Annotated in this window: 26 protein-coding genes and 1 pseudogene; 17 read left to right on the top strand and 10 right to left on the bottom strand. The window is 64.6% G+C overall.

Annotated elements, in window-relative coordinates; genetic code table 11:
- Positions 1-30: 30 nt before the first annotated feature.
- Entirely contained in the window at positions 31-624 is a 594-nt protein-coding gene (locus I3J27_RS22995) for a hypothetical protein (RefSeq protein ID WP_270160702.1), read from the bottom strand.
- Positions 625-787: 163 nt separating this feature from the next.
- The gene (locus tag I3J27_RS22990) at positions 788-1,192 is read right to left on the bottom strand and encodes a DUF4260 domain-containing protein (protein WP_270160701.1); all 405 of its coding nucleotides are present in this window, start codon (positions 1,190-1,192) and stop codon (positions 788-790) included.
- A gap of 148 nt (positions 1,193-1,340) precedes the next feature.
- On the opposite strand from I3J27_RS22990, the gene I3J27_RS22985 reads away from it, so the two are divergent.
- From I3J27_RS22985 to I3J27_RS22975, 3 genes are all read left to right on the top strand, one after another.
- Complete coding sequence (locus tag I3J27_RS22985) at positions 1,341-2,873, top strand: acyl-CoA carboxylase subunit beta (RefSeq protein ID WP_270160700.1); 1,533 nt, start codon at positions 1,341-1,343, stop codon at positions 2,871-2,873.
- A 132-nt stretch (positions 2,874-3,005) separates the two neighbouring features.
- Positions 3,006-3,323, top strand: coding sequence for a hypothetical protein (locus I3J27_RS22980; RefSeq protein ID WP_270160699.1), 318 nt, complete (start codon positions 3,006-3,008; stop codon positions 3,321-3,323).
- Positions 3,320-3,667 (top strand): hypothetical protein, encoded by a 348-nt coding sequence (locus I3J27_RS22975; RefSeq protein ID WP_270160698.1) that lies wholly within the window; start codon positions 3,320-3,322, stop codon positions 3,665-3,667. The genes I3J27_RS22980 and I3J27_RS22975 overlap by 4 nt, the downstream gene beginning before the upstream one ends.
- Positions 3,668-3,673: 6 nt before the next feature.
- Here I3J27_RS22975 and I3J27_RS22970 read toward each other — a convergent pair whose 3' ends face one another.
- The 3 genes from I3J27_RS22970 to I3J27_RS22960 form a co-directional block, all read right to left on the bottom strand.
- Positions 3,674-3,826 (bottom strand): hypothetical protein, encoded by a 153-nt coding sequence (locus tag I3J27_RS22970; protein ID WP_270160697.1) that lies wholly within the window; start codon positions 3,824-3,826, stop codon positions 3,674-3,676.
- A gap of 106 nt (positions 3,827-3,932) precedes the next feature.
- Positions 3,933-4,580, bottom strand: coding sequence for a glutathione S-transferase family protein (locus I3J27_RS22965; protein WP_270160696.1), 648 nt, complete (start codon positions 4,578-4,580; stop codon positions 3,933-3,935).
- A gap of 180 nt (positions 4,581-4,760) precedes the next feature.
- A complete protein-coding gene (locus I3J27_RS22960; protein ID WP_270160695.1) occupies positions 4,761-6,719 on the bottom strand; it encodes an alpha/beta hydrolase domain-containing protein in 1,959 nt (652 codons plus the stop codon).
- Positions 6,720-6,825: 106 nt separating this feature from the next.
- Here I3J27_RS22960 and I3J27_RS22955 point away from each other — a divergent pair.
- Together I3J27_RS22955 and I3J27_RS22950 are read left to right on the top strand one after the other, a co-directional pair.
- A pseudogene (locus tag I3J27_RS22955) lies at positions 6,826-7,048 on the top strand (hypothetical protein).
- A 113-nt stretch (positions 7,049-7,161) separates the two neighbouring features.
- A complete protein-coding gene (locus tag I3J27_RS22950; RefSeq protein WP_270160694.1) occupies positions 7,162-7,449 on the top strand; it encodes a twin-arginine translocation signal domain-containing protein in 288 nt (95 codons plus the stop codon).
- A gap of 151 nt (positions 7,450-7,600) precedes the next feature.
- Here I3J27_RS22950 and I3J27_RS22945 read toward each other — a convergent pair whose 3' ends face one another.
- From I3J27_RS22945 to I3J27_RS22935, 3 genes are all read right to left on the bottom strand, one after another.
- Positions 7,601-7,849, bottom strand: a complete 249-nt coding sequence (locus tag I3J27_RS22945) for a GCG_CRPN prefix-to-repeats domain-containing protein (protein WP_270160693.1) — start codon at positions 7,847-7,849, stop codon at positions 7,601-7,603.
- Between the two features lie 194 nt (positions 7,850-8,043).
- A complete protein-coding gene (locus I3J27_RS22940; RefSeq protein WP_270160692.1) occupies positions 8,044-9,054 on the bottom strand; it encodes an alpha/beta fold hydrolase in 1,011 nt (336 codons plus the stop codon).
- 168 nt (positions 9,055-9,222) lie between these two features.
- A complete protein-coding gene (locus tag I3J27_RS22935; RefSeq protein ID WP_270160691.1) occupies positions 9,223-9,921 on the bottom strand; it encodes a winged helix-turn-helix domain-containing protein in 699 nt (232 codons plus the stop codon).
- 217 nt (positions 9,922-10,138) lie between these two features.
- On the opposite strand from I3J27_RS22935, the gene I3J27_RS22930 reads away from it, so the two are divergent.
- The 3 genes from I3J27_RS22930 to I3J27_RS22920 are packed head-to-tail and all read left to right on the top strand — an operon-like array spanning position 10,139 to position 11,697.
- Positions 10,139-10,447 carry an NIPSNAP family protein gene (locus tag I3J27_RS22930; RefSeq protein WP_270160690.1) on the top strand — a complete coding sequence of 103 codons (309 nt, stop codon included), beginning with the start codon at positions 10,139-10,141 and terminating at the stop codon, positions 10,445-10,447.
- Positions 10,448-10,484: 37 nt separating this feature from the next.
- Entirely contained in the window at positions 10,485-10,835 is a 351-nt protein-coding gene (locus I3J27_RS22925) for an antibiotic biosynthesis monooxygenase family protein (RefSeq protein WP_270160689.1), read from the top strand.
- 52 nt (positions 10,836-10,887) lie between these two features.
- Positions 10,888-11,697: an isocitrate lyase/PEP mutase family protein gene (locus tag I3J27_RS22920; RefSeq protein ID WP_270160688.1), complete on the top strand. Its 810-nt coding sequence runs from the start codon at positions 10,888-10,890 to the stop codon at positions 11,695-11,697.
- A 60-nt stretch (positions 11,698-11,757) separates the two neighbouring features.
- Here the strand turns inward: I3J27_RS22920 and I3J27_RS22915 are convergent, their stop codons facing one another.
- Positions 11,758-12,150, bottom strand: a complete 393-nt coding sequence (locus tag I3J27_RS22915; RefSeq protein WP_270160687.1) for a hypothetical protein — start codon at positions 12,148-12,150, stop codon at positions 11,758-11,760.
- 179 nt (positions 12,151-12,329) lie between these two features.
- On the opposite strand from I3J27_RS22915, the gene I3J27_RS22910 reads away from it, so the two are divergent.
- A complete protein-coding gene (locus tag I3J27_RS22910; RefSeq protein ID WP_270160686.1) occupies positions 12,330-12,974 on the top strand; it encodes a trimeric intracellular cation channel family protein in 645 nt (214 codons plus the stop codon).
- A gap of 108 nt (positions 12,975-13,082) precedes the next feature.
- Here the strand turns inward: I3J27_RS22910 and I3J27_RS22905 are convergent, their stop codons facing one another.
- Entirely contained in the window at positions 13,083-14,303 is a 1,221-nt protein-coding gene (locus I3J27_RS22905; RefSeq protein WP_270160685.1) for a c-type cytochrome, read from the bottom strand.
- Positions 14,304-14,584: 281 nt separating this feature from the next.
- Here I3J27_RS22905 and I3J27_RS22900 point away from each other — a divergent pair, with 281 nt between their 5' ends.
- The 8 genes from I3J27_RS22900 to I3J27_RS22865 all read left to right on the top strand — a co-directional run bounded on the left by I3J27_RS22900 (position 14,585) and on the right by I3J27_RS22865 (position 25,667).
- Positions 14,585-18,076: an indolepyruvate ferredoxin oxidoreductase family protein gene (locus I3J27_RS22900; protein ID WP_270160684.1), complete on the top strand. Its 3,492-nt coding sequence runs from the start codon at positions 14,585-14,587 to the stop codon at positions 18,074-18,076.
- A gap of 211 nt (positions 18,077-18,287) precedes the next feature.
- Positions 18,288-18,794: a DUF4262 domain-containing protein gene (locus tag I3J27_RS22895; RefSeq protein WP_270160683.1), complete on the top strand. Its 507-nt coding sequence runs from the start codon at positions 18,288-18,290 to the stop codon at positions 18,792-18,794.
- Between the two features lie 197 nt (positions 18,795-18,991).
- A complete protein-coding gene (locus I3J27_RS22890; RefSeq protein ID WP_270160682.1) occupies positions 18,992-20,008 on the top strand; it encodes a hypothetical protein in 1,017 nt (338 codons plus the stop codon).
- 919 nt (positions 20,009-20,927) lie between these two features.
- Positions 20,928-22,085, top strand: coding sequence for a thiolase family protein (locus tag I3J27_RS22885; RefSeq protein WP_270160681.1), 1,158 nt, complete (start codon positions 20,928-20,930; stop codon positions 22,083-22,085).
- Positions 22,085-22,474: a Zn-ribbon domain-containing OB-fold protein gene (locus I3J27_RS22880; protein WP_270160680.1), complete on the top strand. Its 390-nt coding sequence runs from the start codon at positions 22,085-22,087 to the stop codon at positions 22,472-22,474. The genes I3J27_RS22885 and I3J27_RS22880 overlap by 1 nt, the downstream gene beginning before the upstream one ends.
- 281 nt (positions 22,475-22,755) lie before the next feature.
- Positions 22,756-23,616 (top strand): MaoC family dehydratase, encoded by an 861-nt coding sequence (locus I3J27_RS22875; protein ID WP_270160679.1) that lies wholly within the window; start codon positions 22,756-22,758, stop codon positions 23,614-23,616.
- Positions 23,617-23,767: 151 nt separating this feature from the next.
- A complete protein-coding gene (locus I3J27_RS22870) occupies positions 23,768-24,646 on the top strand; it encodes an SDR family oxidoreductase (RefSeq protein ID WP_270160678.1) in 879 nt (292 codons plus the stop codon).
- A gap of 67 nt (positions 24,647-24,713) precedes the next feature.
- Positions 24,714-25,667: a dihydrodipicolinate synthase family protein gene (locus tag I3J27_RS22865; RefSeq protein WP_270160677.1), complete on the top strand. Its 954-nt coding sequence runs from the start codon at positions 24,714-24,716 to the stop codon at positions 25,665-25,667.
- Position 25,668 lies beyond the last annotated feature (1 nt).

The following is a 25,668-nucleotide window of genomic DNA, read 5'->3' as shown; positions in this document are numbered from 1 at the left end:
GGCATCCCCTTCGGCTGGCGCGCGTCCGCCTCAGGCGGTGTCGGTCTTCTTCACCGTCAGGGCCTGGTCGATCGCAAAGCCGCCGATCTCGCTCATCGCCTGCGAGATCACGTCGCCCTTGCGGGCGAAGCCGGCGGAGAGGAAATCGAACTGGGTGCGCGCCAGCCGGAGCACCTCGATCGGCACCGAGACCACGGTCTCGTTGAAACCGTCGACGGAGGCGCGCAAGCTGTCGAGCTCGGTGGTGAGCTTGCCGATGTGAGTTTCGGCATGCTGCATCAGGCCGAGCAGCTTGCCCCGCTCGGCATCGAACGCCGCGCGCTCGGCTGCTGCTGCGGTAGTCACTTCAGCGAGCTGCGTCCGCAAGGCCTTGATCTGGCTGACCATGGCGTCGGAGGCGAGTTCGGCGGCCTCGCGCAGCTCGACATGGCGCGTGTTCTCTTCCTGCGTCTGGTGATAGAGCCGCTCGGCCGTCATGGCCCGCTGCGCCAGCGACTCGATCAGCGCGGCCGCGCGCAGCAGCATCTGCCCGTTCCGGCCCGACACCATGCTGGCCATGCGCCGCAGGAAGTCGACGGTTTCGGACGATGAGTTCGGCGGCAGGGGGACGACCGTCGCGGACATGGTGATGCTTGAGCCAGGGCATGATGACCGCCGCCGTACCGACTGGGCTCACGCAACATTCGGCGCCTGATCGTAGACCCAAAGCAAGCCTGAATCGGCAAGCCGGGTCAACCGGGCCGATCAGCCAAATTTGCGGACGGCGCGCAGCCGTAGGCGCGTGGGATCAGGTGTCCTTCTGCCGCCCGATCCGCCCGAGATGGGTGAAGCCGAACCCGGCCGAATATTTCAGACCATAGCCGAGCGCCCGGTCGATGCCGATATGGGCGAGCCAGATCAAGGCGATGGACAGGGTGAGGGGCGAGGCGAGGCCGAAACCCAGCGTCAGCAGCGTCACCGGCGCCATGTAGCTGTGGGCGGCATTGTAGACCATCGCGCCGAAGCGCGCGTCGGCGAGATAGGCCAGGAAGCTCAGATCGGGGACGAAGAACAGCAGGGCAAAGACCAGCCACGAACCGTCCCAGGCCGCGTAGAGCATCACCATCCCCACAAACAGGGTCAGGCCCTCCAGGCGGAGCAGGATGTTGACACTGCCTGTCGCGGCCCCCGTCTCGGTAGCTCTCTCGTCCATCGTCGCCTCCTAGCAAAGCTTTGTAATTCCTTGCGCTTTCACGCTGCGGCAAGGCAGCCCTGCGGCGCCGAAAGCCGCTTCCCGGCCCGCAAAATGCCGTGTTAGAACCCCCGGCAATCGCATTTAGGCTAAGAACTGGCGGGAGCAAATGAAGAACATCCTGGACGCCCTTGAAGATCGTCGTGCCGGCGCAAAGCTCGGCGGCGGGGAGAAGCGCATCGACGCGCAGCACGCTCGCGGCAAGCTGACCGCCCGCGAGCGCATCGAGCTCTTGCTCGACAAGGGATCGTTCGAGGAATTCGACATGTTTGTCGAGCACCGCTCCACCGAGTTCGGCATGGAGAAGACCAAGGTGCCCGGCGACGGCGTCGTCACCGGCTGGGGCACCGTCAATGGCCGCAAGACCTTTGTGTTCGCCAAGGACTTTACGGTGTTCGGCGGTTCGCTCTCGGAAACGCACGCGCTGAAGATCACAAAGCTCCAGGACATGGCAATGAAGGCGCGGGCGCCCATCATCGGCCTCTATGACGCGGGCGGCGCCCGCATCCAGGAGGGCGTCGCCGCGCTCGCCGGCTATTCCTACGTGTTCCGCCGCAACGTGCTGGCCTCGGGCGTGATCCCGCAGATCTCCGTCATCATGGGCCCTTGCGCCGGCGGCGATGTCTATTCGCCTGCCATGACCGACTTCATCTTCATGGTGAAGAACACCAGCTACATGTTCGTCACCGGCCCCGACGTGGTGAAGACCGTGACCAACGAGGTCGTCACGGCGGAAGAGCTCGGCGGCGCCTCGGTGCACGCCACGCGCTCCTCGATCGCCGACGGCGCTTTCGAGAACGACGTCGAGACGCTGCTCCAGATGCGGCGCCTGATCGACTTCCTGCCGTCGAACAATTCGGACGGCGTGCCGGAATGGCCGAGCTTCGATTCCATCGAGCGGATCGACATGTCGCTCGACACGCTGGTCCCCGACAATCCGAACAAGCCCTACGACATGAAGGAGCTGATCCTGAAGGTCGTGGACGAGGGCGATTTCTTCGAGATCGCGGACTTGTTTGCCAAGAACATCGTCACCGGCTTCGGCCGCATCGCGGGCCGCACCGTCGGCTTCGTTGCCAACCAGCCGATGGTGCTGGCCGGCGTGCTTGACTCTGATGCCTCGCGCAAGGCCGCGCGCTTCGTCCGCTTCTGCGACGCCTTCAACATCCCGATCGTCACCTTCGTCGACGTGCCGGGCTTCCTGCCGGGCACCGCGCAGGAATATGGCGGCCTGATCAAGCACGGCGCGAAACTCCTGTTCGCCTACTCGCAGTGCACCGTGCCGCTCGTCACCATCATCACCCGCAAGGCCTATGGCGGCGCCTTCGACGTCATGGCCTCCAAGGAGATCGGCGCCGACATGAACTACGCCTGGCCGACCGCCCAGATCGCCGTGATGGGCGCCAAGGGCGCGGTCGAGATCATCTTCCGCTCCGATATCGGCGACCCCGACAAGATCGCCGCCCGCACCAAGGAATACGAAGACCGCTTCCTGTCGCCGTTCATCGCCGCCGAGCGCGGCTACATCGACGACGTCATCATGCCGCACTCGACGCGGAAGCGCATCGCGCGGGCGCTGGCGATGCTGAAGGACAAGAAGGTGGAGATGCCGGCGAAGAAGCACGACAATTTGCCGTTGTGATTTGGACGTAGCCTGGATGGAGCGTAGCGACATCCGGGTTCTTACTTGGGCCCCGCATGTCGCTTCGCTCATGTGGGCTACTGACCGAAAGCTGGGGGCTTAGTGACGCCGAGCCGTCTGTCGGACAAGCAAATGATCCGGGAGTTGGAAGCAGGCCGCGAGCACCTGCTGTCGGCGCCCGCGGCACGAAGGCTGCTATCGCTGCTTCGGCATCGTTTGCTGTCGATCACTCGGAACGTCTACATCGTTCGCCGCATTCCAGAACAATACGAGGATCTGTACGATATCCTCGTCGATGGGGTGACTGTCGTTCACGTTGAGCTTCCGCGCGATGTGAGCAGGACAGAGATTGTCTTCGAGAGAAGCGGCATCAAGGAATACTTGAAGGCCGGTAGGACGAAGCCAGATCGTCGTATACTGGAACTCGCAATTGAGCTTGCTCGACAATGACCGAAGACGACCCGACCGACGAGATTTCTGACATCGAAGATCGGATCGAGCGCCTCGCCGAGATCGCAGAGCGATGCCGGAAGTACATCCTGGCGTCCAAGATCGCGATCGGCGCCGGGGCCGCGCTGCTGCTCGTCACGATCTTCGGGGTGTTTGGGTTTGGTCAGACTGCCGCGCTCGCATCGATCGCGCTCGTGCTGGGCGGGATCGTCTCGCTCGGCTCGAACGTCAGCACGTTGCGCCAGACGGACGATGCGATCAGCGCTGCGGAGGTGCGCCGTGCGGCGTTGATCGGAAGCATCGACCTGCGCGTGGTCGCCGATGCGCCGATGAAGCTGGTGTAACGCGCCTTACGCTGCGGCCCTCCGCGTCAGCACCTGCAATTCAGCGCGACATTCGGCGGCGAAGGCTTGAAGTCGCTGCACCGTCTGCTGGTCGAGGATGGCTTTCGCCAGCCGCTCGGCGCGGGCAAGCTGGTCCTTGAGATATTCGATGCGGGCCATGGGTCACCTTCCGCCTGAATGATCTGACGCGACTTCGTTTCGATGGTGGCGAAGGTACGGCGATCACCCCGGGCAGTTATGTGCGTCACATCACGCTCACCTGGCGCTAGCGCGCCGCATCCGCCGCAGCGAAATGCGCCATCTGGTCGGCGTGGGCTTTTGCAAAAGCCGGACGGCCGGTGGCACGGGCGACGTAGGCGCGGCAGGCGGGACTGTCCCCCAGCCCGTCGAACTGATCGACGATGCGCAGCACGTCGGACATGAGGATGTCGGCGACGGAGAAGGAGCCCGCCAGCCACTCGCGCCCCGCAAGCACCGGCTCCATGTGCTTGAGGCGGAGCTTGAGGAAATCGTCCACGAATTTCCACGCCGCCGTGTCGGTCGGATGGCCCATGAACTTCGACATCGTCCAGGGCAGGCTTGCCATCTCCACCGAATTGAGCGCGGCGAATAGCCATTCGGTCGCCTCGTTACGGCCGCGCGGATCTGGGGGCATCAGCTTTGCGCTGAGCCCGCCGAGATGCAGCAGGATCGCGCCGCTTTCGAAGATCGAGAGGTCGCCGTCGGTCAGCCATGGCACCTGGCCGAACGGCTGGTGCGCGAGATGCGCGGGGCCGCGATCGCTGAACGGCGCGCTCGCGACGCGATAGGGCAGGGCGGCTTCCTCCAGCGCCCAGCGCACGCGGAGGTCGCGGACGAAGCCGCGCGGAGGCGGGGGAACCCAGTCGAAGGTGGTGAGGGTGAGGTCGGCCATGGGGTGTCTCCGTGCTGTCTGGGCATAGGACGGATGAGGGGCGGGCGTTCCGACAATGCGGCGATGTTTTTCGTAGGGTGGGCAAAGGCGCACTTGCGCCGTGCCCACCATCTTCTGCACGGCGGCGGCAGCCGTGGGCACGCTTCGCTTTGCCCACCCTACGGGGTCACCGGGTTTGTTTCACTGCCCCAGCTTCGCCAGCTTGCCCTGCTTCGCGGCATCCACCGCGCGCTCCGCATCCTCCGGCACCAGCAGCCGCTCCGCCACCTGCCGCGCTGCCTCACGCTTCACCGCGGCGATATACGCGCCGTCATCGGCATATCGTTCCGCAATCGATGGCCTGGGATCATGCACTTCCTTCCGTGCCGCCTCGGTCGGCGCGAACGGCACCACCGCGCCTTGCAGCGGATAGAGCGCAGTCGGGCCAAACCCTTGCGCGCGCGGATTCCAGGCGGTGTAGGTTGCGCGCGGCACGGCCAATGCGAGCTGGCGGATGCCCGCGATGGCCATGCCGTCATTGTCCGCCTTCGGCACGAACACGGGATAGCGGCCGATCTCCTTGGGCGGCAGCACGCTCTGGTCGGAGAAGGCGGCGAGCGTGTAGATGCCGGCATAGGGCAGGCCGGGGATGTCCGCCGGCACGGCGCCTTGCGCCGGCACCAGCGTGCCGTGAGCGCGCATGGGGACGCGGCTTGCGGGCGGCTTGATGCCGTCGCTGATCCAGGCGTTGAGGTCGGTGAGCAGCGCGCGCATCGGCATGCCCGCATGCATCGGGTTCTGCGGCAACGCCATTGCGGGCACGCCCTTCTGCGTCACGTCGGTGGGGCTGGCGAAGTGCGGCGTGCCTGCGATCATGTAGGCGCGGACGTTGTCCGGGAGGTCGAGGTGATTGCCTGAGAGGTCGGTGACCAGGAGCGAAGCATGCGAGGCCCACCATTCGTGCTCGCTGTCGGTCTGCATCACCTTGGGGCAGGTCGCCGAGAGCGCGCAGCGGCGCAAGAGGCCATCGGTCTTGCCGGAATAGGGATCGCTCAGGCTCGCATAGGTGAAGGGGAACAGATCGGCCTGCCACGCCGGATCCTGCGGATGGCGCGGGTTGCGGCCGGGCTGGCCGAAGCGGACGTTGGTCGCCATCCGCCGCGTGCCCGCGACATGCGGCATCAGGCCGTCGAACACCATGCGGCCCTGGAGGTCCTCGTTGAAGCCGAGATAGAGGAAGTCGCCCAGGAAGCGGCCGGACTGCGAGACGCCGAAGCCGATGGCGCGGCTGACCGACGGATGCAGGCCGTTGAGCAGCGGGTTCGCCGGCGTCTCGTCGTGACGAAGGAAGCTGACGACATCGCGGACAGCGGCGTACCCCACGCCGAGCGGGACCGGATCGCGTGCGGTGTAGCTGATCTCGTAGAGCGCGCCGGCGTCGAAGCCATCGGGGCGGGTGATCTCGACCGTATTGGGATCGACGAGTTTTGCGGAGAGGCCGGGGGGCATCTGCCGCACATCGGACCAGGCCGCGCGCACGGAGACCTTGAGGTCGGCGGGGTCAGTCGCCGGCCAGGTCAGCGTCGCGCGCCCGGGGTTGGTTGTGCTGTCGAAGATGATTTCTTCGCGCGCGGGACCGGTGACGTCCTTGATCGCGGGCGCGGCAAGCGCAAGTTGTCCGGGCCTGGAGGGGATGTCACCCTGCCAGCCGACCCAGACCATCGTGAAACCCTGGCGATGCAGGAAGCCGATGCCGGCATCCTCGGCCTTCTCCGCGTTGTTGGCGCCGGGCGGGGCGGAATCGTCGAACAGCTGCGGCGCGAGCTTGCGGCCGCGATTGGGCACCTCCAGCAGCAGCGTGCCGTTGCCGTGGGTGGGATCGCTGGGCCTGAGGATCACGACGTCCGCGGCGGCCTCGATCTTGCCGTCGGCCTTGCGCGGCGCGAGCGCGAGATCGGTGATGACGGCGTTCCGGTCGTCGGCCGGGTTGAGCGCAAAGGTGGCGCGCGCGGTGATGCGCTCATAAGTGCCGACGGCGCCGAAGCTGCGCCCCGCGAAGGCGGGCACGCGCTCCACGATGTCGAAGCGGACGATTTCGGCGAGCGAGGCAGCCGGCCACAGGCAGGTGATCGCGATGAGACCCGTGATGATCCTGCGCATGGTCGCTCCCTCTCTTTTTGGCGCAACGGAATAATCCGGTCGTGCGGGCTTTTTGTTGCCGCAAGCATAACCGGCTATGCTGCGGCCAAACAACAGGAGGAAACGCATGCCCGCTGCCTACTTCGTCGTCCGCGCCACCGTCACTGACGCCAGCAAGCGCGCCGCCTTCGACACATCAGGCGATGTATCAGTTCGATGACGAAGCCGCGCTCGATACGATGCTCAAGGGCGACGCCTTGAGGCAGCTCGTTGCCGATTTCAACCGCGACTGGCCCAATGTGAAACGCACGCGCGAGACGCTGGTGCTGGCGCAGGAGTTTGCGAAGTAGGTGGAAGACTGTCCGCTTCGCAATGAAGCTGAACACCTGATTCAGCTTTGGTTCATGTCGTGACCCCGACACTTCCTCTGCATCACTTGCCAGGTAGCCGAGAGGGATTTGTCATGGAGCGCCGGAACTTTTTGAAGCTTGCATTGGGAGTGACGGCGGGCGCCGCCGCCTTCGCCACGACCGCTGCACAGGCCGCGCCGTTGTCGCCGCAGCCGGCCGGTGGTCCCGCCCGCATGCCGGAAGGCAATCTCGAGGCTCGTCCTGCCGTCACGACCAGCGAGGAGACCGCGCAGCTGAAGCCCGAGCAGGTGCACTGGCACGGCCATCGCCGTCACTGGGGCTGGCGTCACCGTCATTGGGGCTGGCGCCGCCGGCGCTGGCATCGCCGCCACCACTGGTAAGCTCGCAACTAGCCAGCTCTGAACGGGGACCGCAATGGCGGTCCCCGTTTTTGATTCGGCGGGGCGCACCCCGATGCGATCTCGGACGCTCAAAAGAAATGGCCGCGCAGCTTTCGCCGCGCGGCCACTTTGCAATACCGAAAAGACGAGATCAGATCGGGCGGCAGCGGCCACCCCACCAACGGAAGCCATAGGGGCACACGCGGGCGCGGGGCACGACGACGACTGGCGGGGCGACCACGACGGGGGCGGGGCGAACAACGACCGCACCGCGCATCGGGCGGCAATTGCCGTAGCGGCCGCGATAGAACCCGGGGCCGCAGCCCTCGGCGGCGCTGGCCATCTCGCCGAACCCGACGACCGTGGTGGCGAGCACGACGGCTGCGAACAGATATTTCATTTGATCTTCCTTCTCGTCCTTGGGGTAGATTCTTGGGGGGACTGGCGCTTGCGGCGCACAATGAATCAAAAGACACGATTCGACATGTTAAATCTTGCAACAAGTCGACACGTCGCGATCCAAATCTGCCAATCATGACCTGAATGCGGCATGAACGTTCCCCGTGTCTTGCCTCGGACGACATCCTGGTGTCGCTACCGGCCGAGAAAGCCCAGCACCAACTCCTTGTACTTCTCCGGCGCTTCCAGGAACACGAGGTGGCCGGTGTCCGGGATCACCTCCGCCCGCGCATTCGGCATCTTCGCGGCGAGCGCTTTCGCAAGCTCGGCATTCTCTCCCATTTTCGCGCGCAACGCCTCCGGTGCGAGAGGGCGGCCCGGCGCGTTGTGATCATCGGCGCCCATGATGAACAGCGTTGGCAGCGTGATCAGCGGAATCTCGTCCGCGACCGGCTCGCGATAGATCATCTGACCGGAGCTGACGAAGGCGCGCAGCCAGCGCGGATAATCGGGGCTTCCCTTGATGTTGAAGCGGGCGTCGATGAACGGCGTGATCGCGTCGGGCGGCAGCTTGATCGCGTAATTGGTCTGGAGCTGCTTGCGATAGCCGTCGGCCGTGAGCTTGTCCTCGGTCGCGATGATTGTCTCGGTCGGCGTCGGCGGCACATAGAGGCGGTAGTCCTCGAGCCCGATCGGCGCGGTCAGGACCAGATGGACGACGCGGTCGGGATAGGCGCGGGCGATGCGTACCCCGAGCATGCCGCCGAGCGAATGGGCGACGATCTCGGCCTTCTCGATCTTGAGGTGATCGAGCAGCGCGACGGTGTTGCGCGCCAGATTGTCGAAATGGAGTTCGCCTTGCGGCTTGGAGGATTTGCCGAAGCCGATCTGGTCCGGCACCACGACGCGATAGCCCGCCTCGCTCAGCATCCTGATGACAGGCGCCCAGTAGCTCGACGGAAAATTGCGTCCGTGCAGCAGCACGACGGTGCGGCCGTTCGGCTGCGCAGGCGCGACGTCCATATAGGCCATGCTGAGCTGCTCGCCGTCATTGATGACAGGCAGCAGATGCACGGGATAGGGATAGGCAAAGCCTTCAAGCGCGATGCCGTAGGGCTCGCGTGGGGCGGTGTCGGCGGCGTGGGCGGACGTGAATGGGGAGGCGAGGAGGGCAGCCGCGAGCGCGGCCGGGAGGAGGCGGTTCATAAACAGGCTCTTGGTGCGAGACACGGTCTTCGTCATGCCCGGGCAAACGCGCGAAGCGCGTCTTCGCGCTGATGTCCGGGCATCCACGTGCCAGCCGCATTAAAGACGTGGATGGCCGGGTCAAGCCTCGGCCATGACGAGAGCCTTCATTCACACGCAAACGTGCGATCAGTCCTTGCCGTTCCCGAACAGCGCGGCGAACTGCTTTTCGCCGGTGCGGGTGAAATTCACCACGCGGCTGCCGGGCGTGGCGTCGCGCGCCGCCCATTTCAGTTCGTTGAAGCGCTGCATCATGGCGGCACCCAGTGTGCCGGCAAGGTGATGGCGCCGCTCGCTCCAGTCGAGGCAGGCCTTGCAGACAGGCCGGCGCGGATGGGTGAGCATGTCGGGCGAGATCTGCAGATGTTTTGCGAGGAATCGCTCGCCCTCGGCCGTCAGCTCGATGTCCTGCTTCTTCTGCCTGACCAGATTTCGTGCGCGCAAGGAATCGAGCATCTGCACGCCGAGATCGCCGGCGAGGTGGTCGTAGCAGATCCGTGCGCGCCGCAGCGCCGGATCCTTCGGCCCGGTGCGCACGCGCATGTGGCCGGTGCGGGCGGCAAGGCCCGCAAGGCCTTCGAGCACGCCGGCGACATCGTCGTCGGTGAGGCGGTAGTAGCGGTGGCGGCCCTGCTTCTCCGGCTCAACCAGCCCACCGGCCTCGAGCTTCGAAAGATGCGAGCTCGCGGTCTGCGGCGTGATGCCGGCCTCCTGCGCCAGCTCGCTCGCGGTGAGCGCGCGGCCGTTCATCAGCGCCGTGAGCATGTTGGCGCGGGCGGGGTCGCCGACCAGGGAGGCGACCATGGCAATGTCGGGACCTGATTTCATGCTTCGATGGTAGCCGAAGCATTGTCGTCGGGCAAGCGCGTAGCGTGGCTTTGCAAACACGTCATTGCGAGCGAAGCAATCCGTCCCCGTAGTGTGGGCAAAGGAGCGCAGCGACGTGCCCACCAATCGTCGTTGCGGACAAAGGACGTGGGCACGCTTCGCTTTGCCCACCCTACGAGACCTGCGCTTGCAGCGACAGAGAACACAGGAGCCCATCATGTCCGTCACCGTCTTCATCCGCTACCAGCTCGATCCGTTCAAGCGCGCGCAGTTCGAGGAATATTCGAAGCGCTGGCTCACCATCATCCCGCGCTGCGGCGGCGAGTTGATCGGCTATTTCATGCCGCACGAGGGAACCAACAACATCGCCTTCGGCCTGATCTCCTTCGCGAGCCTGGCGGCCTACGAATCCTACCGCAAGACGTTGCGCGCTGATCTCGATGGCGTAGCGAATTTCAATTATGCCGAAGCCGAGAAATTCATCCTCGCCGAAGAGCGCACCTTCCTGCGCCAAGTGGTCTTGTAAGTGGTATTGTAGGGCCACCAACGATGAGGAGACGCCCATGATCGCCGTGATCTTCGAGGTCTGGCCGAAGCCGGAACATCGCCAGGATTACTTCGACCTCGCCGCCGATCTGAAGCCGATCCTGCAAACCATCGACGGCTTCATCTCGGTCGAGCGCTTCGAGAGCCTGACCGAGAAGGGCAAGATCCTGTCGGTGTCGTTCTGGCGGGATGAGGCGGCGGTTCAGGCCTGGCGCAACACGATGGAGCACCGCCGCACCCAGGCCAAGGGCAGGGCAAAAATCTTTGCCGATTATCACTTGCGCATCGCCAGCGTCGTCCGCGACTACAGCATGAATGATCGCGAGCAGGCGCCAAAGGACAGCCGCGCCGTGCACGACGTGCACTAGCACTGGCGCACACCCGTGCCTATCTCTGCGCGGCCAACTCAGGGAGAGAAACATGCATGTGACGACCGCTGACAAGCGCGCGACGTTCAGGACAATGCACGAGAGCGGCTGCTTCATCCTGCCCAATCCGGTCGACGTCGGCAGCGCGAAAGCCTTGCAGCATCTCGGTTTCAAGGCGATTGCGTCATCGAGCGCGGGCTTTGCCTGGACCATCGGCAAGGCCGACAACCACGTCACCGTCGAGGATGTCTGTCAGCATCTGGCAGCATTGAGCTCTTCCGTCGACATCCCGGTCAACGCGGATTTCGAGGGCGGCTTCGCCGTCGAGCCGGACAAGGTCGCCGATAACGTCGAGCGCTGTGTGCGCACCGGCGTCGCGGGCCTCTCGATCGAGGATTCCAGCGGCGACAAGGACAAGCCGATCTACGATCGCGCGCTCGCGGTCGAGCGGATCAAGGCCTCGCGCAAGGCGATCGGTGACAGCGGCACGCTGCTGGTCGGGCGTTGTGAGGCTTATTTGTGGGGCGTGACCGATCTCAAGCTCGTCATCGACCGGCTCACCGCCTACGCCGATGCCGGCGCCGATTGTCTCTATGCGCCGGGCCTGAAGACCCGCGAGGATATCGCCGCGGTGGTGAAGGCTGTCGCACCAAAACCGTTCAACCTGCTGATCGGCGGCTCCGGACTGTCGCGGCAGGAAGCCGAGGATCTCGGCGTGCGCCGGATCAGTGTCGGCGGCTCGCTCGCCCGCGCCGCCTGGGGCGGCTTCATGCGCGCGGCAAAGGAAATGGCGGAGAAGGGCACCTTCACAGAGCTCGGCAGCGGCTATCCCGGCGGCGAGCTCAACAAGATGTTCAGCTAGAGCCGAATGAAAAGCGGCGGGATGTGAGGTCCCGCCGCTGTCGCATGTTGTTGCAAATCGTTACTTGGCGCCGTCAGACGGCGTCTGCGTATCCGGGGCCGGCTTGCTCGGCGCCGCGCCCGTGGTCGTGCCTGGCTCGGTGTTGGTGCGCGGCGTCACGTCGCGCATGCCCGGAGGCGCGGCCGGATTGGCGGACGGCGCCTGCTGCGCGGTCTGCGTCGCCGGCGTGTTGCTGGCCTGATTGCTCGTGCTGGTGTTGTTCAAGCCGTAGAACACGGCGCCCAGTACCAGGGCGACGGCCACCGCGAACAGCGCGACCTTGCCGCTGGAGGCGGGGCCTTCGCCGAGCTCGGGATCAGCCTGCAGCTCGGCATCCCGGCGCGCCGCACGGACATACTCATCGTCGGCGAGGTTCGGGCGATACGGATCGTTGGGAAAACGGTCGTCAGCCATCGATTGGGTCTCCTCGTTGATCACGGCGGGACAACCCTCAGGTGCGAGATTCTGTTCCGCGCCCTCCAATGCTTTCGTCGCATGTTGCTCCGGCGGCGGGAATCGGGAACCTGTTCACCCCGGAACTGGACGCGAGTTCCATGACGGCGACGAGGGAACAAGCCCGAGGGAATAAGCTGATGTGGAGCCTGCCCCCGACCGACACGGTGCTGCACTATCTGGCGTACGTTGCCCTCACGGCGGAGGGCATGACGGCCGCACTGGCTGCCGGGCGGCGCAGCATGGACTATGTCGGCGTGTGTCTTCTCGCCTGCATCACCGCGCTCGGCGGTGGCACGCTGCGCGACCTGTTTCTCGGCCACTATCCGCTGGTCTGGGTCGCGAACCCGGTCTATCTCGCGCTGCCGGGCGGCGCGGCGCTGCTGACGATCGTGATCGCGCGGCTCGTGCATCGCCTGCACCTCGCCTTCATCGTGCTCGATGCCATCGGCCTCGTCGTCTTCACCATGATCGGTTGCAACGTCGCCTGGCAGATGGATGTCTCGCTGCCGATCGTGATCGTCTCGGGCATGGTGACGGGCTGCGCCGGCGGCGTGTTGCGCGACGTGCTTTGCAACGACGTGCCGCTGTTGTTTCGTTCCGAGCTCTACGCCAGCGTCTCGGTCGTGACAGGGCTGTTCTATGCCACCGCGTTCGGTTTGAATCTCAATGCCGAGCTCTGGACGATCTTGACCTTCGTCCTCGGCCTCAGCTTCCGTCTGCTGGCGGTGCGCTACAAATGGGAGATGCCGAAATTCGTCTTCACGGGGGATGAGGAGAAGTAGGCTCTATCCACGTCGTCATTGCGAGCGCAGCGAAGCAATCCAGAGATGTCTCCGCGGAAGGATCCTGGATTGCTTCGTCGCTGCGCTCCTCGCAATGACGGGGAGGGACTACTCCTCCTTCCGCGCCTTCGCCACCTGCGCCGGCGTCACCAGCGGGCCCGCATTGCCCCAGGAATTGCGGATGTAGTTCGTCACTGCCGCGATCTCTTGGTCGGACAATTGCTTGGCATAACCAGGCATCTCGCCGGTGTTGGGCGCACGTTCCGTCGTCACGGTGTGGGCGCCGTCGAGGATGATGCGCAGGGTCGAGGACGGGTTGACCGATTGCAGCAGCGCGTTGCCGGGCAGCGGCGGGTAGATCCGCGGGGCGCCCGAGCCGTCGGCCTCATGGCAGGCGACGCACAGCTTCGCATAGACCGCCAGGCCGGACTTCATCTCGGTATCGTCAGGCGGCGTCACGATGGTCTCGCGCCGCGACGGCGGCAGGCTCTTCAGGTAAACCGCGATCGCGCGCACATCGGCATCGCCCATCTTCGCCGTCGAGTTGACGACCACCTCCGCCATCAGCCCGCCGGCATGGCTTTTGGCGTTGCGGCCGCTTTGCAGATATTCGGTGATGTCCTCGACGCTCCACGATCTCAGCCCGGTGCGCGCGGCGCCATCGAGCCTTGGCGCGTACCAGCCGCCGACCTCGCTGCCCGAGAGGGCCTGCGCTTGCTTGTCGGCGCCAAAATAGTTCTTCGGTGTATGGCAGGCGCCGCAATGGCCGAGGCCGGTGACGAGATAGCCGCCTCTGTTCCACGCCGCGCTCTGGCTCTGGTCCGGCTCGAACAGACCGGGCTTGAAATACAGGGCGTTCCAGACCCGCATCAGGCCGCGATAGCCGAACGGCCAGCGTAGCTCTGGCGGCTTGTTGCGGCTCGCGACGGGCGCCAGCGTGCCGAGATAGGCGCGGATCGCCAGCGTGTCGTCCTTCGTCATCTTCGTGAAGTAGGGGTAGGGGAACGCCGGATAATAGTTCGAGCCGTCAGGTGCGATGCCGGTGCGCACAGCGCGGGTGAAATCGGCATCCGTCCAGGCGCCGATCCCGGTGTCGCGGTCGGGCGTCAGGTTCGGCGCATAGATCGTGCCGAAGGGCGTGTCGATGCGCTTGCCGCCCGCGAACGGTTTGGCCGGATCGGCGGTGTGGCAGCCCGCGCAGCCACCGGCCTCGACCAGCGTCCTGCCGTAGGCGATCAGCTCGGGCGACGGCTCGGCGGCGAGGGTTACGCTTGTAACCGTACTCGCAACCGCACTGCACAACGCAAGACCAGCCAGAATCGTCCGCATCGAAAGCCTCTCCTGCGACCAATCGACGTCGTCCTGCATTGTCGGTGCGTCGATTCATTTCGCGACGGCGGGGGTATGGTGACACAAATTGAAAATCGCCGATGCCTTTGCAGCCACGAAGTTGCGATTTTTACCCGACGCTCCCTTTGGTCCAGAATTGTGATGCGCCGCGTTAAATATCCGACATAGAGTGGCAGAGGTGGTCGGCGCGCCCTAGCTAAAAACAACGGGCAGGCAACGGCTTAAGTGGCAAGACCTGAACAGGGCGAAACGAGGACAGCATGGGCATCAACCAGGGTCCGATCAGTCTCGATCAAAAATACACCCAGGAAACCGGGCACGTCTTCACCACGGGCATCCAGGCCCTGGTCCGGCTGCCGATGGCCCAGATCCGGCGCGACCGCGCCAACGGCCTCAACACCGCGGGCTTCATCTCCGGCTACCGCGGCTCGCCGCTCGGCGGCTACGACCAGCAGCTCTTCGCCGCCCGCAAGCATCTCGAGCAGTACAACATCAAGTTCCAGCCCGGCGTGAACGAAGATCTGGCGGCGACCGCGGTATGGGGCTCGCAGCAGCTCAACCTCTCGCCCGGCGCCAAATACGACGGCGTGGTCGGCATCTGGTACGGCAAGGGTCCTGGCGTCGATCGCTGTGGTGACGTGTTCCGCCACGGCAATGCCGCGGGCTCGGCCAAGAACGGCGGCGTGCTGTGTCTTGCCGGCGACGACCACGGCGCAAAATCCTCGACCGTCCCGCATCAGTCCGACCATGCCTTCATGTCGGCGCTGATGCCGTATCTCTACCCCTCGAGCATCCACGAGATGATCGAGATGGGCCTGCTCGGCATCGCGATGTCGCGTTACTCGGGCTGCTGGGTCGGCATGAAGGTGATCACCGAGACGGTGGAGACGACCGCCGAGATCGACCTCACCGACGAGATGAAGCCGTTCATCATCCCTCCGGATTTCGAGCTGCCGCCCGGTGGCCTCAATCTGCGCTGGCCCGATGACCGCTTCGAGCAGGACCGCCGCCTGCAGGACTACAAGGGCTTTGCCGCCATCGCCTTTGCGCGCGCCAACAAGGTCAACCGCGTCACGATGGACTCGCCGAACGCCCGCTTCGGCATCATGGCCTCAGGCAAGAGCTATGAGGACGTGCGGCAGGCGCTGCGCGAGCTCGGCATCACCGAAGAGGTCGCCGCAAAAATCGGCCTTCGCCTCTACAAGATCGGCATGCCCTGGCCGCTGGAGCCGGAAGGCGTGCGGCAGTTCGCGGTCGGCCTCGAGGAAATCTTCATCATCGAGGAACGCCGCGAGATCGTCGAGAACCAGGTCAAGCAGGAGCTGTTCAACTGGCGCGACGACGTCCGCCCGCGCATCGTCGGCAAGATGGACGAGCACGACAAGCGCTTCCTGACCTTCTCGGCAGAGCTCAGCGTCGCCTCGCTCGCGACCTCGCTGACCGAGCGGCTGCTTCGACTTAATCTCAACCCCGAGATTGCTTCGATGCTCCGCGCCAAGGCCGACTGGTTCAACGGCCGTCAGGCGACCCAGATGCAGGCGGTCGCACCCGTCTCCCGAACTCCGTATTTCTGCTCCGGTTGTCCCCACAACACATCGACCAAGGTCCCCGAAGGCAGCCGCGCGCTGGCCGGCATCGGCTGCCACTTCATGGCGCTGTGGATGGACCGCTCGACCGAGACGTTCACGCACATGGGCGGCGAGGGCGTGCCGTGGGTCGGCATCGCGCCGTTCACCAACGAGAACCACATTTTCGCCAACCTTGGCGACGGCACTTACTTCCACTCAGGCCTTCTGGCGATCCGCCAGGCGGTCGCGTCGAAGACCAACATCACCTACAAGATCCTCTACAACGACGCGGTGGCCATGACCGGCGGCCAGCGCCATGACGGCGATCTCTCGCCGCAGCAGATCACTTTCCAGCTCCACGCCGAAGGCATCCGCGAGATCTATCTGGTCTCCGAAGCGCCCGACGCCTATCCGGCCGACACCATCGCGCCCGGGGTGAAGCTGTATCATCGCGACGAGCTTCAGAACGTCATGAAGCTGTGCCGCGACTACAAGGGCACCTCGGCCATCGTCTTCGTGCAGACCTGCGCCGCCGAGAAGCGCCGCCGCCGCAAGCGCGGCCTGATGGAGGATCCGGCGCGCCGCGTCATGATCAATCCGGCCGTGTGCGAGGGCTGCGGCGACTGCTCAGTGCAGTCGAACTGCATCTCGGTCGAGCCGCTGGAGACCGAGTTCGGCCGCAAGCGCGCCATCAACCAGTCGTCCTGCAACAAGGACTATTCCTGCGTGAAGGGCTTCTGCCCGTCCTTCGTCACCGTCGACGGCGGCAAGCCGCGCCACCGCGCCCCGGCCGAGCTGGCGGACATCGGCGAGCTGCCCGAGCCCGCCTCGCGCCCGACGCTCGACAAGCCTTACAACATCGCGGTCGGCGGTGTCGGCGGCACCGGCGTGCTGACCATCGGCGCGCTGCTCGGCATGGCCGCCCACATCGAGGGCAAGGCCTCGATGATCCTCGACATGTCGGGCCTCGCGCAAAAAGGTGGCGCGGTGCTGAGCCACGTCCGCCTGTCCGATCACCCGGCCGAGGTGACATGCTCGCGCATCGTCACCGGCACGGCGGATCTCGTGCTCGCGGCCGACGAGGTGGTCGCGGTCGCCAAGGACACGATCTCGCTCTGCGACACCAGCCGCACCCGCGGCATCATCAACAGCCACGTCATTCCCACCGCCGATTTCGTCCTCAACCGCGACTTCAACTTCCAGACCCGCAAGCTGAACGGCCTCCTGGAGACGGCGCTGCACAAGGACTCGGTGTTCTTCGATTTCACCAAGCCGGCCGAGCAGCTGCTCGGCGATGCCATCGCCACCAACATGATGATGATGGGCTATGCCTATCAGAAGGGGCTGTTCCCGTTGTCGGCGGAATCGATCGAGCAGGCGATCGAGGTCAACGGCGTCTCGATCAAGATGAACAAGGAAGCCTTCCGTCTCGGTCGTCTCGCGGTCGCGAATCCCCAGCGCCTCGCCGGCATGCTGAAGGGCACGGACGAGGTCGTCGCGCCGAAGACGCTGGAGGCGATGACCCTCGACGAAGTCATCGAGCATCGCACCAGGCATCTCACCGCCTACCAGAACGGCCGGTTGGCCAAACGCTATCGCAAGCTGGTCGATCAGGTCCGTGACGCCGCGGTCAAGGGCGGCTACGGCGATGCGCTGCCGCGCGCGGTCGCGGTCAACTACGCCAAGCTGCTCGCGTACAAGGACGAATACGAAGTCGCGCGTCTCTTCACCGACGGCGCCTTCGCGCAGCAGCTCCGCGACCAGTTCGAGGGCGACTTCAAGTTCAGCTTCAACCTCGCCCCGCCGATCCTCGGCGGTGGCCTCGACGCGCTCGGCCGCCCGAAGAAGCGCGCCTTCGGCCCGTGGATGCTGAACGTCTTCCGCGTGCTGGCGAAGTTCAAGTTCCTGCGCGGCACGGCGCTCGATATCTTCGGCCGCAGCGCCGACCGCAAGCTCGAGCGTGACCTGATCGCCGGCTACGAGAAGGACGTCACAACCGTGCTCGGCCTGTTGTCGCCTGTTACGATCGACACCGCGGTGGAATTGCTCTCGCTCCCCGACCGCATCCGCGGCTACGGCCCCGTGAAGGAGAAGGCGGTTGCCGACGCGAAGGCCCGCTACGCCCAGCTCGCTGCCGATCTGGCAAACCCGCCGCCGGCGCCACGGCAGATCGCAGCCGAGTAGGGCAGTCTCGTAGGGTGGGCAAAGGCGCAACGCGCCGTGCCCACCACCTGCCATTGATTACGAAGAAGACGTAGGCACGCTGCGCTTTGCCCACCCTACGGAATCTTGCCCGGACAGCGGTTCGATACGTGCCAGCGAGCCGGCGATTTACCCGGTCCGAGCTATTTGGTAATCGTATCCTCACCTCCTCGTTGGACCGGACGCGCGAGCAATGTTTACAGCCCTTGATGCGCCTCCCGATCGGCTCGATAAGCACGAGCAGAACTTCGTCGAGCAAGTTCGCAACCACGGCTGGTTTGGCACGCATGTCATGCCTGATGGCGAAGGACCCGGCTTCGCCTATACGACCGGCCTCTGGCTGAGGTTCAGATTTCCAGAGCTGATCGTGTTTTCGATGCGGCAACAGACGGCCCAGGATACGTTCTGGACGATCTACCAGGAGCTCGACGCTGGACGGCGACCGCCGATCGGTGAGCTGACCGATGCGCTGTTTCAGAACGTCGCCGCCGTGCTTCTTCCGGTGTCCTTGCAACACTATCACTCTCACCTCGGATGGAGCAGGTGGTTCTACGGCAATGATGAGTTTGAATGCCTGCAGGTCGTGTACCCCGATCGCGACGGGCATTTTCCCTGGGTCGCGGAGGCGTCCACTGAAGCCCGCGCCGCGCAGCCCGACCTGACGGAAGGCAGTTGGCGGGGACGGCACGAGGTCTCGTAGGGTGGGCAAGGCGCAAAGCGCCGTGCCCACCACCTGCCATTGATTACGAAGGAGACGTGGGAACGCTGCGCTTTGCCCACCCTCGGATTCTGATGATCTTGTGCGTTTGACAAAAGTTGCGCCCGCACGATATCAGCAACTTGCGATAGTGAAGCGCGCCGGGCGACGCGGTCGTGCGCTAAGCGAGGCGGCGATCGATGTCATTGCGCAATGTGTTGATAGTGTTTTTGGCCGTCGGCGTGTTGGCGACGTTGGGGCTGTATTGGAACCAGCACGCCATCGAACGCGTCATGCGTGATGGCTACGGCACCACGGGGAAAATCACGTCGGCCCAACCCGTCTCGCCGCGATTTCCGTTCGTGTTCGACGGAGCCTGGCCGCGCTATGTCGATGAAAACCTGTCGATCGGATTGCAATGGACCGGTCGGGACGGCGTTGCGCGCGAGCACAAGGGCATCGCGGTCAGCGCCGCCTATGCGGCGCGGGTCACGGTCGGCAATCAGCTCAAGCTCCTGACGATTCCCATTCAGGTCGTTGACGACGATTCATCGCTTCCGGTGGTGGTCGAGGATCTCGACGACCATCTGAGCCATCTCCGGTCCCTGTCCGGCTTCATGTTGGCGGGAACAGCCATTTGCGCCGTCATTCTGGTGCTCGTGATCGGGTGGCAGGCATGGTCGGCGCGTCGAAGCGGGCCCGGGAGCGCCGCAATCGCCAACCGAGCGCGTCCCTTTCCTTACACCCTCGCGCTGCTGGCCGTCGTGATGCTTTCATTCGGCGGTTACATGCTGGTGAGCTCCTATGCCGAGCAAAGCACGTTGAAGGAGATCCTCGACCGCGGCGATGAAGCGACCGCGGATATCACCCGTGCCTATGGTGAAGTGAACAAGGCCGGCGAGGCTCCAAGCTATCTCGTTACGCTAGCGTGGACCGACAGAAGCGGACAGCAGCAGACCTACGGGCCGACCCATATCAGCCCGGCCTTCTGGCGGCAGATCACACGTAACGGCGTTCAGACGGTCAGGCAGACCAGGATCCGCTACCTCACGGGCCGGCCGGATGCGCGGCCTCTCATCGTCGACGACGCGGCCGAACACCAATACCAGAACAGTTTTGGCGTGAAGGGCGGCGCTGTTTTCCTGGCCTTCGGCCTGATCCTGGCTGGGCTGATGCTGTTCTTCGGTTATCGCGCGCGTCCGAGTGCCGGTTCGTAGCTCGGGTGAGCGTAGCGACACCCGAGACGGTTTGCGCGGCATCTCCAGGATGTCGCTGCGCTGATCCGGGCAGCCACACCATCCCTTGTGTCGCCTGCCGGGCAAAACATCCACGCCGTGGGTCAATCCATTGGCGTAAAAACATTCCGCTTTACCGAAATTCGGAATTGTCGTACCTGCTGCTCACCTCATCCCAGTCAGAGGGGCGTATCGCGATCGTCACGAACGCGGGGTGAGTGGCGGTGGACGCGGGCTGCGTCGCGCGAGCGATTGTCTCGTGCACGACGGGCGCGGTCTCGCGTACGGCAAAATCGTGTGGTCCTGACGCCCGGGGTCTGTGCGTCAAGTGTTGCGGTCATCCGCAAGGCGACGGGGGCAATAGTGCATCGCTCCCCGGGGAGAGCACGACATAAGCCGTAAAGCCACTGCGCAGGGAAGGCCGGTTGTTTGGCTTCACCTGTATGCCGCTGTGCAGCCTCTTGTAGCGCAACCTTCGCACAGTGGACCGTGGGTGCCCGGCCGGCGCCCGGTCTTCCCTGCGCCCTCTGTTCCCGGAGGGGAGCAAGACGGAAGCAAAGCTCGGGCGAGGTGCGCCGCGAGGATGCGGGGGTGTGTCTGCGAAACGCGACTTGAGTTGAAATTGCGCTGTCAGTGCCCACGAACTCCGTCATTGCGAGCGCAGCGAAGCAATCCAGAATCCTTCCGCGGAGGGATTCTGGATTGCTTCGTCGCAAGGGCTCCTCGCAATGACGATGCGACAGGCAGGGTCGTTTCCTATCCGCGGCCCTGATTTTGGATGCACCTCCACTTGCGCCAACCCGCTGCCCTCTCGCGGGGCGGAATATTTCCCCGCTTGCCAATCAGCCCACCGCGGTTCAGAAAAAAGAGCCAAGAAGAAACGCGAGCGGAGACCTGAAGTTTGACCATCAAGGGCAAGGCCTACATTGCCGGGATCTACGAACACCCGACCCGGCATGCGCCGGACAAATCCACCGCGCAGCTCCATGCCGAGGTCGCCAAGGGCGCGATCGAGGATGCCGGGATCAGCAAGGACGATGTCGACGGCTATTTCTGCGCGGGCGATGCGCCCGGCGGCGCTTGGCCGATGGTCGATTATCTCGGCCTGAACACCAAAAAACTCCGCCACGTCGATTCCACTGAGACCGGCGGCTGTTCCTACATCATCCATCTCGGCCACGCGGCTGAGGCGATCGCCGCCGGCAAGTGCTCGATCGCGCTGATCACGCTGGCCGGCAAGCCGCGCACCGGGGTGATGCCGCCGCGCGCGGCCGGTGCCGAGGTCGATTTCGAATCTGCTTACGGCGCCACCACGCACAATGCCTATGGCATGTGTGCCATGCGCCATATGCACGACTACGGCACCACCAGCGAACAGCTCGCCTGGATCAAGGTCGCGGCCTCCCATCACGCGCAATACAATCCGCATGCGATGCTCAAGGACGTCGTCACCGTTGAGGATGTCTTGAACTCGCCGATGATCTCCGATCCCCTGCGCCGCATGGATTGCTGCGTTGTTTCCGACGGCGGCGGCGCGCTGATCGTGACCACGCCGGAGATCGCGAAGAGCCTGAAGAAGCCGCTGGTCAAGCTGATCGGCCATGGCGAGGCGATGAAGGGCCCGCGCGGCGGCAAGGATCTCGATCTGACTTACTCCGCCGGAATCTGGTCCGGCCCGCGCGCGTTCGAGGAAGCCGGCATTACGCCGAAAGACATCAAATACGCCTCGATCTACGACAGCTTCACCATCACCGTCTTGATGCAGCTCGAGGACCTCGGTTTCTGTAGGAAGGGCGAGGGCGGCAAGTTCGTCGCCGACGGCAATCTGATCTCGGGCGTCGGCAAGCTGCCGTTCAACACCGATGGCGGCGGCCTCTGCAGCAACCATCCCGTCAATCGCGGCGGCATGACCAAGATCATCGAGGCGGTCAGGCAGCTGCGCGGTGAGGCGCATCCGAAGGTCCAGGTCAGGAACTGCGATCTCGCCATCGCCCACGGCACCGGCGGCCTTTTGGGCGTGCGCCACGCCGCCTCGACCGCCATTCTGGAGCGCGTGTGATGGGTGATGCAAAGAAATATCCGGCCCCGGTGACGAACCCCGAGACCGCCGCGTTCTGGGATGCGGCGAAAGAGGGCAAGTTCATGATCAAGCGCTGCACGGCGTGCGGCGAGGCGCACTACTTCCCGCGCTCGATCTGCCCGTTCTGCTATTCGGACAAGACGGTGTGGGAGGAGGCGTCGGGCGAGGGCACCATCTACACCTGGAGCCTGATGCGGAAGTCGCCGACCGGTCCTTACGCGATCGGCTACGTCACGCTGAAGGAGGGACCGTCGGTGCAGACCAATTTCGTCGACTGCGATCTCGAGACGCTCAAGATCGGCCAGAAGGTGAAGGTGGTGTTCAAGCCGACCGACGGCGCGCCATTGCCGTTCTTCACGCCGGCCTGATGCGACGCTGCGTAGGGTGGGTAGAGCGCAGCGAAACCCACCGACGCCAGCAATGATGGGTTTCGCTGCGCTCTACCCATCCTACGAATTCTTCCTTCTCCCCTTGAGGGAGAAGGTGGCGCGAAGCGCCGGATGAGGGGTTCTCTCCATGGAGAGAGCTTTTGGTGCGGAGGCAACCCCTCACCCAAACGCGTATGTGGCCGGCACCTCGTGGCCCTCTCCCACAAGGGGAGAGGGCGCATCAATGAGCGCCGGTGAAATTCCGGGAGGAAACCAGAAAAATGTCCGCCAGATACGAAGAGCTCAAAGGCCTGAAAAATCTCGGCCAGAAATACGCTTACACCGACCGCGAGGTGATGCTTTACGCCTACGGCATCGGCCTCGGCGCCGATCCCATGGACGAGAACGAGCTCGCCTTCGTCAACGAGGGCACGCTGACGCCGCGGCCGCTCAAGGTGGTGCCGACCTTTGCGTCCGTTGCCGCGTGGGGCGCGGGCCCCGGCGAGATGAACCTCAACCGCGTCATGGTGGTGGACGGCGAGCGCGACATCACTTTTCATCAGTCACTGCCAGTGGCCGCCCACATCACCGCCGACTCCTCCGTTGTCGAAGTCTACGACAAGGGCAAGGACAAGGGCGTCGTCATCAGCCACCAGACCGTGCTCAAGAACGAGAAAGGCGAGAAGCTGGCGACGCTGGTCGCCTCGCGCTTCGCCCGCGGCGACGGCGGCTTTGGCGGCCCGAACCTGACCCAGCCCGATCCGCACAAGATCCCCTCGCGCGCGCCCGACAGGACCATCGACATCACGACGCGCCCGGACCAGGCGCTGGTCTATCGCCTCTGCGGCGACCGCAACCCGCTGCACTCCGATCCCGAGTTTGCCAAGAAGGCCGGCTTCCCGCGCCCGATCCTGCACGGCATGTGCACCTACGGCATCACCTGTCGCGGCGTGCTCCAGACCTATGCCGACTACGACGCCAGCGCCTTCCGCCAGCATGTCGCGCGGTTCTCGTCGCCGGTCTATCCCGGCGAGACCGTGACCATGGACCTCTGGAAGGACGGCAACACGATCTCGTTCGAAGCCAAGGTGAACTCGCGCGGGGTTACGGTGATCAAGAACGGCAAGACGGTGCTGGGTTAGCAACACGCGACGGCCGTCGTCTCCCTCGCCCCGCTCTTGCGGGGAGAGGGGCTCTCACCACGAACTGGGACGGTATTGAGACCTGTACCCCTCACCCGGATCGCAAGAGCGACATAAGAAGAGAAAGAAACAAAAACAGGGAGACGCCACCATGGGACTGCTCGATGGCAAGGTTGCGCTGATTACCGGCGCGGGCGGGGGGCTCGGTGAGGCCTACGCAAGACTGTTCGCGCGGGAAGGGGCCTCGGTCGTCGTCAACGATCTCGGCGGCCCCCGCGATGGCTCCGGCGCCGACAAGTCGATGGCACAGCTCGTGGTGGATGCGATCAAGGCCGAAGGCGGCAAGGCGGTCGCCAACGGTGCCGACATCTCCACCATGGAAGGCGGCCAATCGGTCTTCGACGACGCCATCAAGCATTTTGGCCGAGCCGATATCCTGGTGAACAATGCCGGCATCCTGCGTGACCAGACCTTTTCAAAGGCCAGCGAATCCGACTGGGACAAGGTCATCAAGGTGCACCTGAAGGGCACCTTTTGTTGCACCATGCCGGTGTTTCGCTGGATGCGGGAAAACGGCGGCGGCGTCATCGTCAACACCTCCTCGACCTCGGGCCTGATCGGCAATTTCGGGCAGACCAATTACGGCGCGGCCAAGGGCGGCATCTGGGGCCTGTCCAACGTGCTGGCGATCGAGGGCCGCAAATACAACATCCGGATCTGGACGCTGGCCCCGGGCGCCCTGACCCGCATGACCGCAGACCTGCCCCGCTATAAGGAGAACCCGGGGGCGGCGCTGGGGCCGGACGGCATCGCGCCGGCTGTGCTATACATGGTCAGCGATTTGTCGGGCGATCAGACCGGCAAGGTGCTGGGCGTGTCCGGGCCCCGCGGCGTGCGCGAAATGCGGATGATGGAAATGGAAGGCTGGAAACCGCCGCACTCGGGCTGGAAGGCCCAGGACATCGCCGATCATGCCAAGGAGATCTTCTTCTCCGAGGAGCAGATCAAGATGGGGGCGCGGAGGTTTTAGGCCATGGCCGTTCCGGGGACGCCTCTGCGAGCCGCCTCGGGATGACGAACAGAGGACACAAGGACTGATGAAGCTCACCGCCGACGCCAAGGGCACCTTCGCAATCGCGCCGACGCCGTTCCACGATGACGGCCGGATCGACGAGCGCTCGATCGACCGCCTGACCGATTTCTACGAGGAGGTCGGCTGCGACGGCGTCACGGTGCTCGGCATCCTCGGTGAGGCGCCGAAGCTCGACGCCGCCGAGGCCGAGCAGGTGGCGGTGCGCTTCGTCAAGCGCGCCAAGAAAATGCAGGTGATCGTCGGCGTCTCGGCGCCGGGCTTTGCCACCATGCGCGCACTGGCCAAGGCCTCGATGGATGCGGGCGCGGCCGGCGTCATGATCGCGCCGCCGCCCTCGCTCCGCACCGACGATCAGATCGTCGGCTATTTCAAGCAGGCGGCCGAGGCGATCGGGCCAGATGTGCCCTGGGTGCTTCAGGATTACCCGCTGACGCTCTCGGTGGTGTTTACGCCGGCCGTGATCCGCAAGATCGTCATGGACAATCCGAATTGCGTGATGCTCAAGCACGAGGACTGGCCGGGGCTGGAAAAAATCTCGACGCTGCGCGGCTTCCAGAAGGACGGCTCGCTCCGGCCGCTGTCGATCCTCTGCGGCAATGGCGGCACGTTCCTCGACTTCGAGATGGAGCGCGGCGCCGACGGCGCCATGACCGGCTATGCGTTCCCCGAACTCCTGATCGATGTCGTGAACCTTTCCAAGGCCGGCAAGCGCGATGCCGCGCACGATCTGTTCGACGCACATCTTCCGCTGATCCGCTACGAGCAGCAGCCGGGCGTCGGCCTGACCATTCGCAAATACGTGCTGCAGAAGCGCGGCATCATCGCCTCCAGCGCCCAGCGCAAGCCCGGCGCCACCATCACGCCGGCGGCGAAGGCAGAGGTCGAGTACCTGTTGTCGCGCGTTGCCCGCTTCGACAAGCGCGCCAATCTCGGCCCGCAATCCAGCGCCGCAGGCTAGT

The sequence above is a fragment of the Bradyrhizobium xenonodulans genome (assembly GCF_027594865.1).
GTDB lineage: Bacteria > Pseudomonadota > Alphaproteobacteria > Rhizobiales > Xanthobacteraceae > Bradyrhizobium > Bradyrhizobium xenonodulans.
This window is presented reverse-complemented; position numbering and strand designations above follow the sequence as displayed.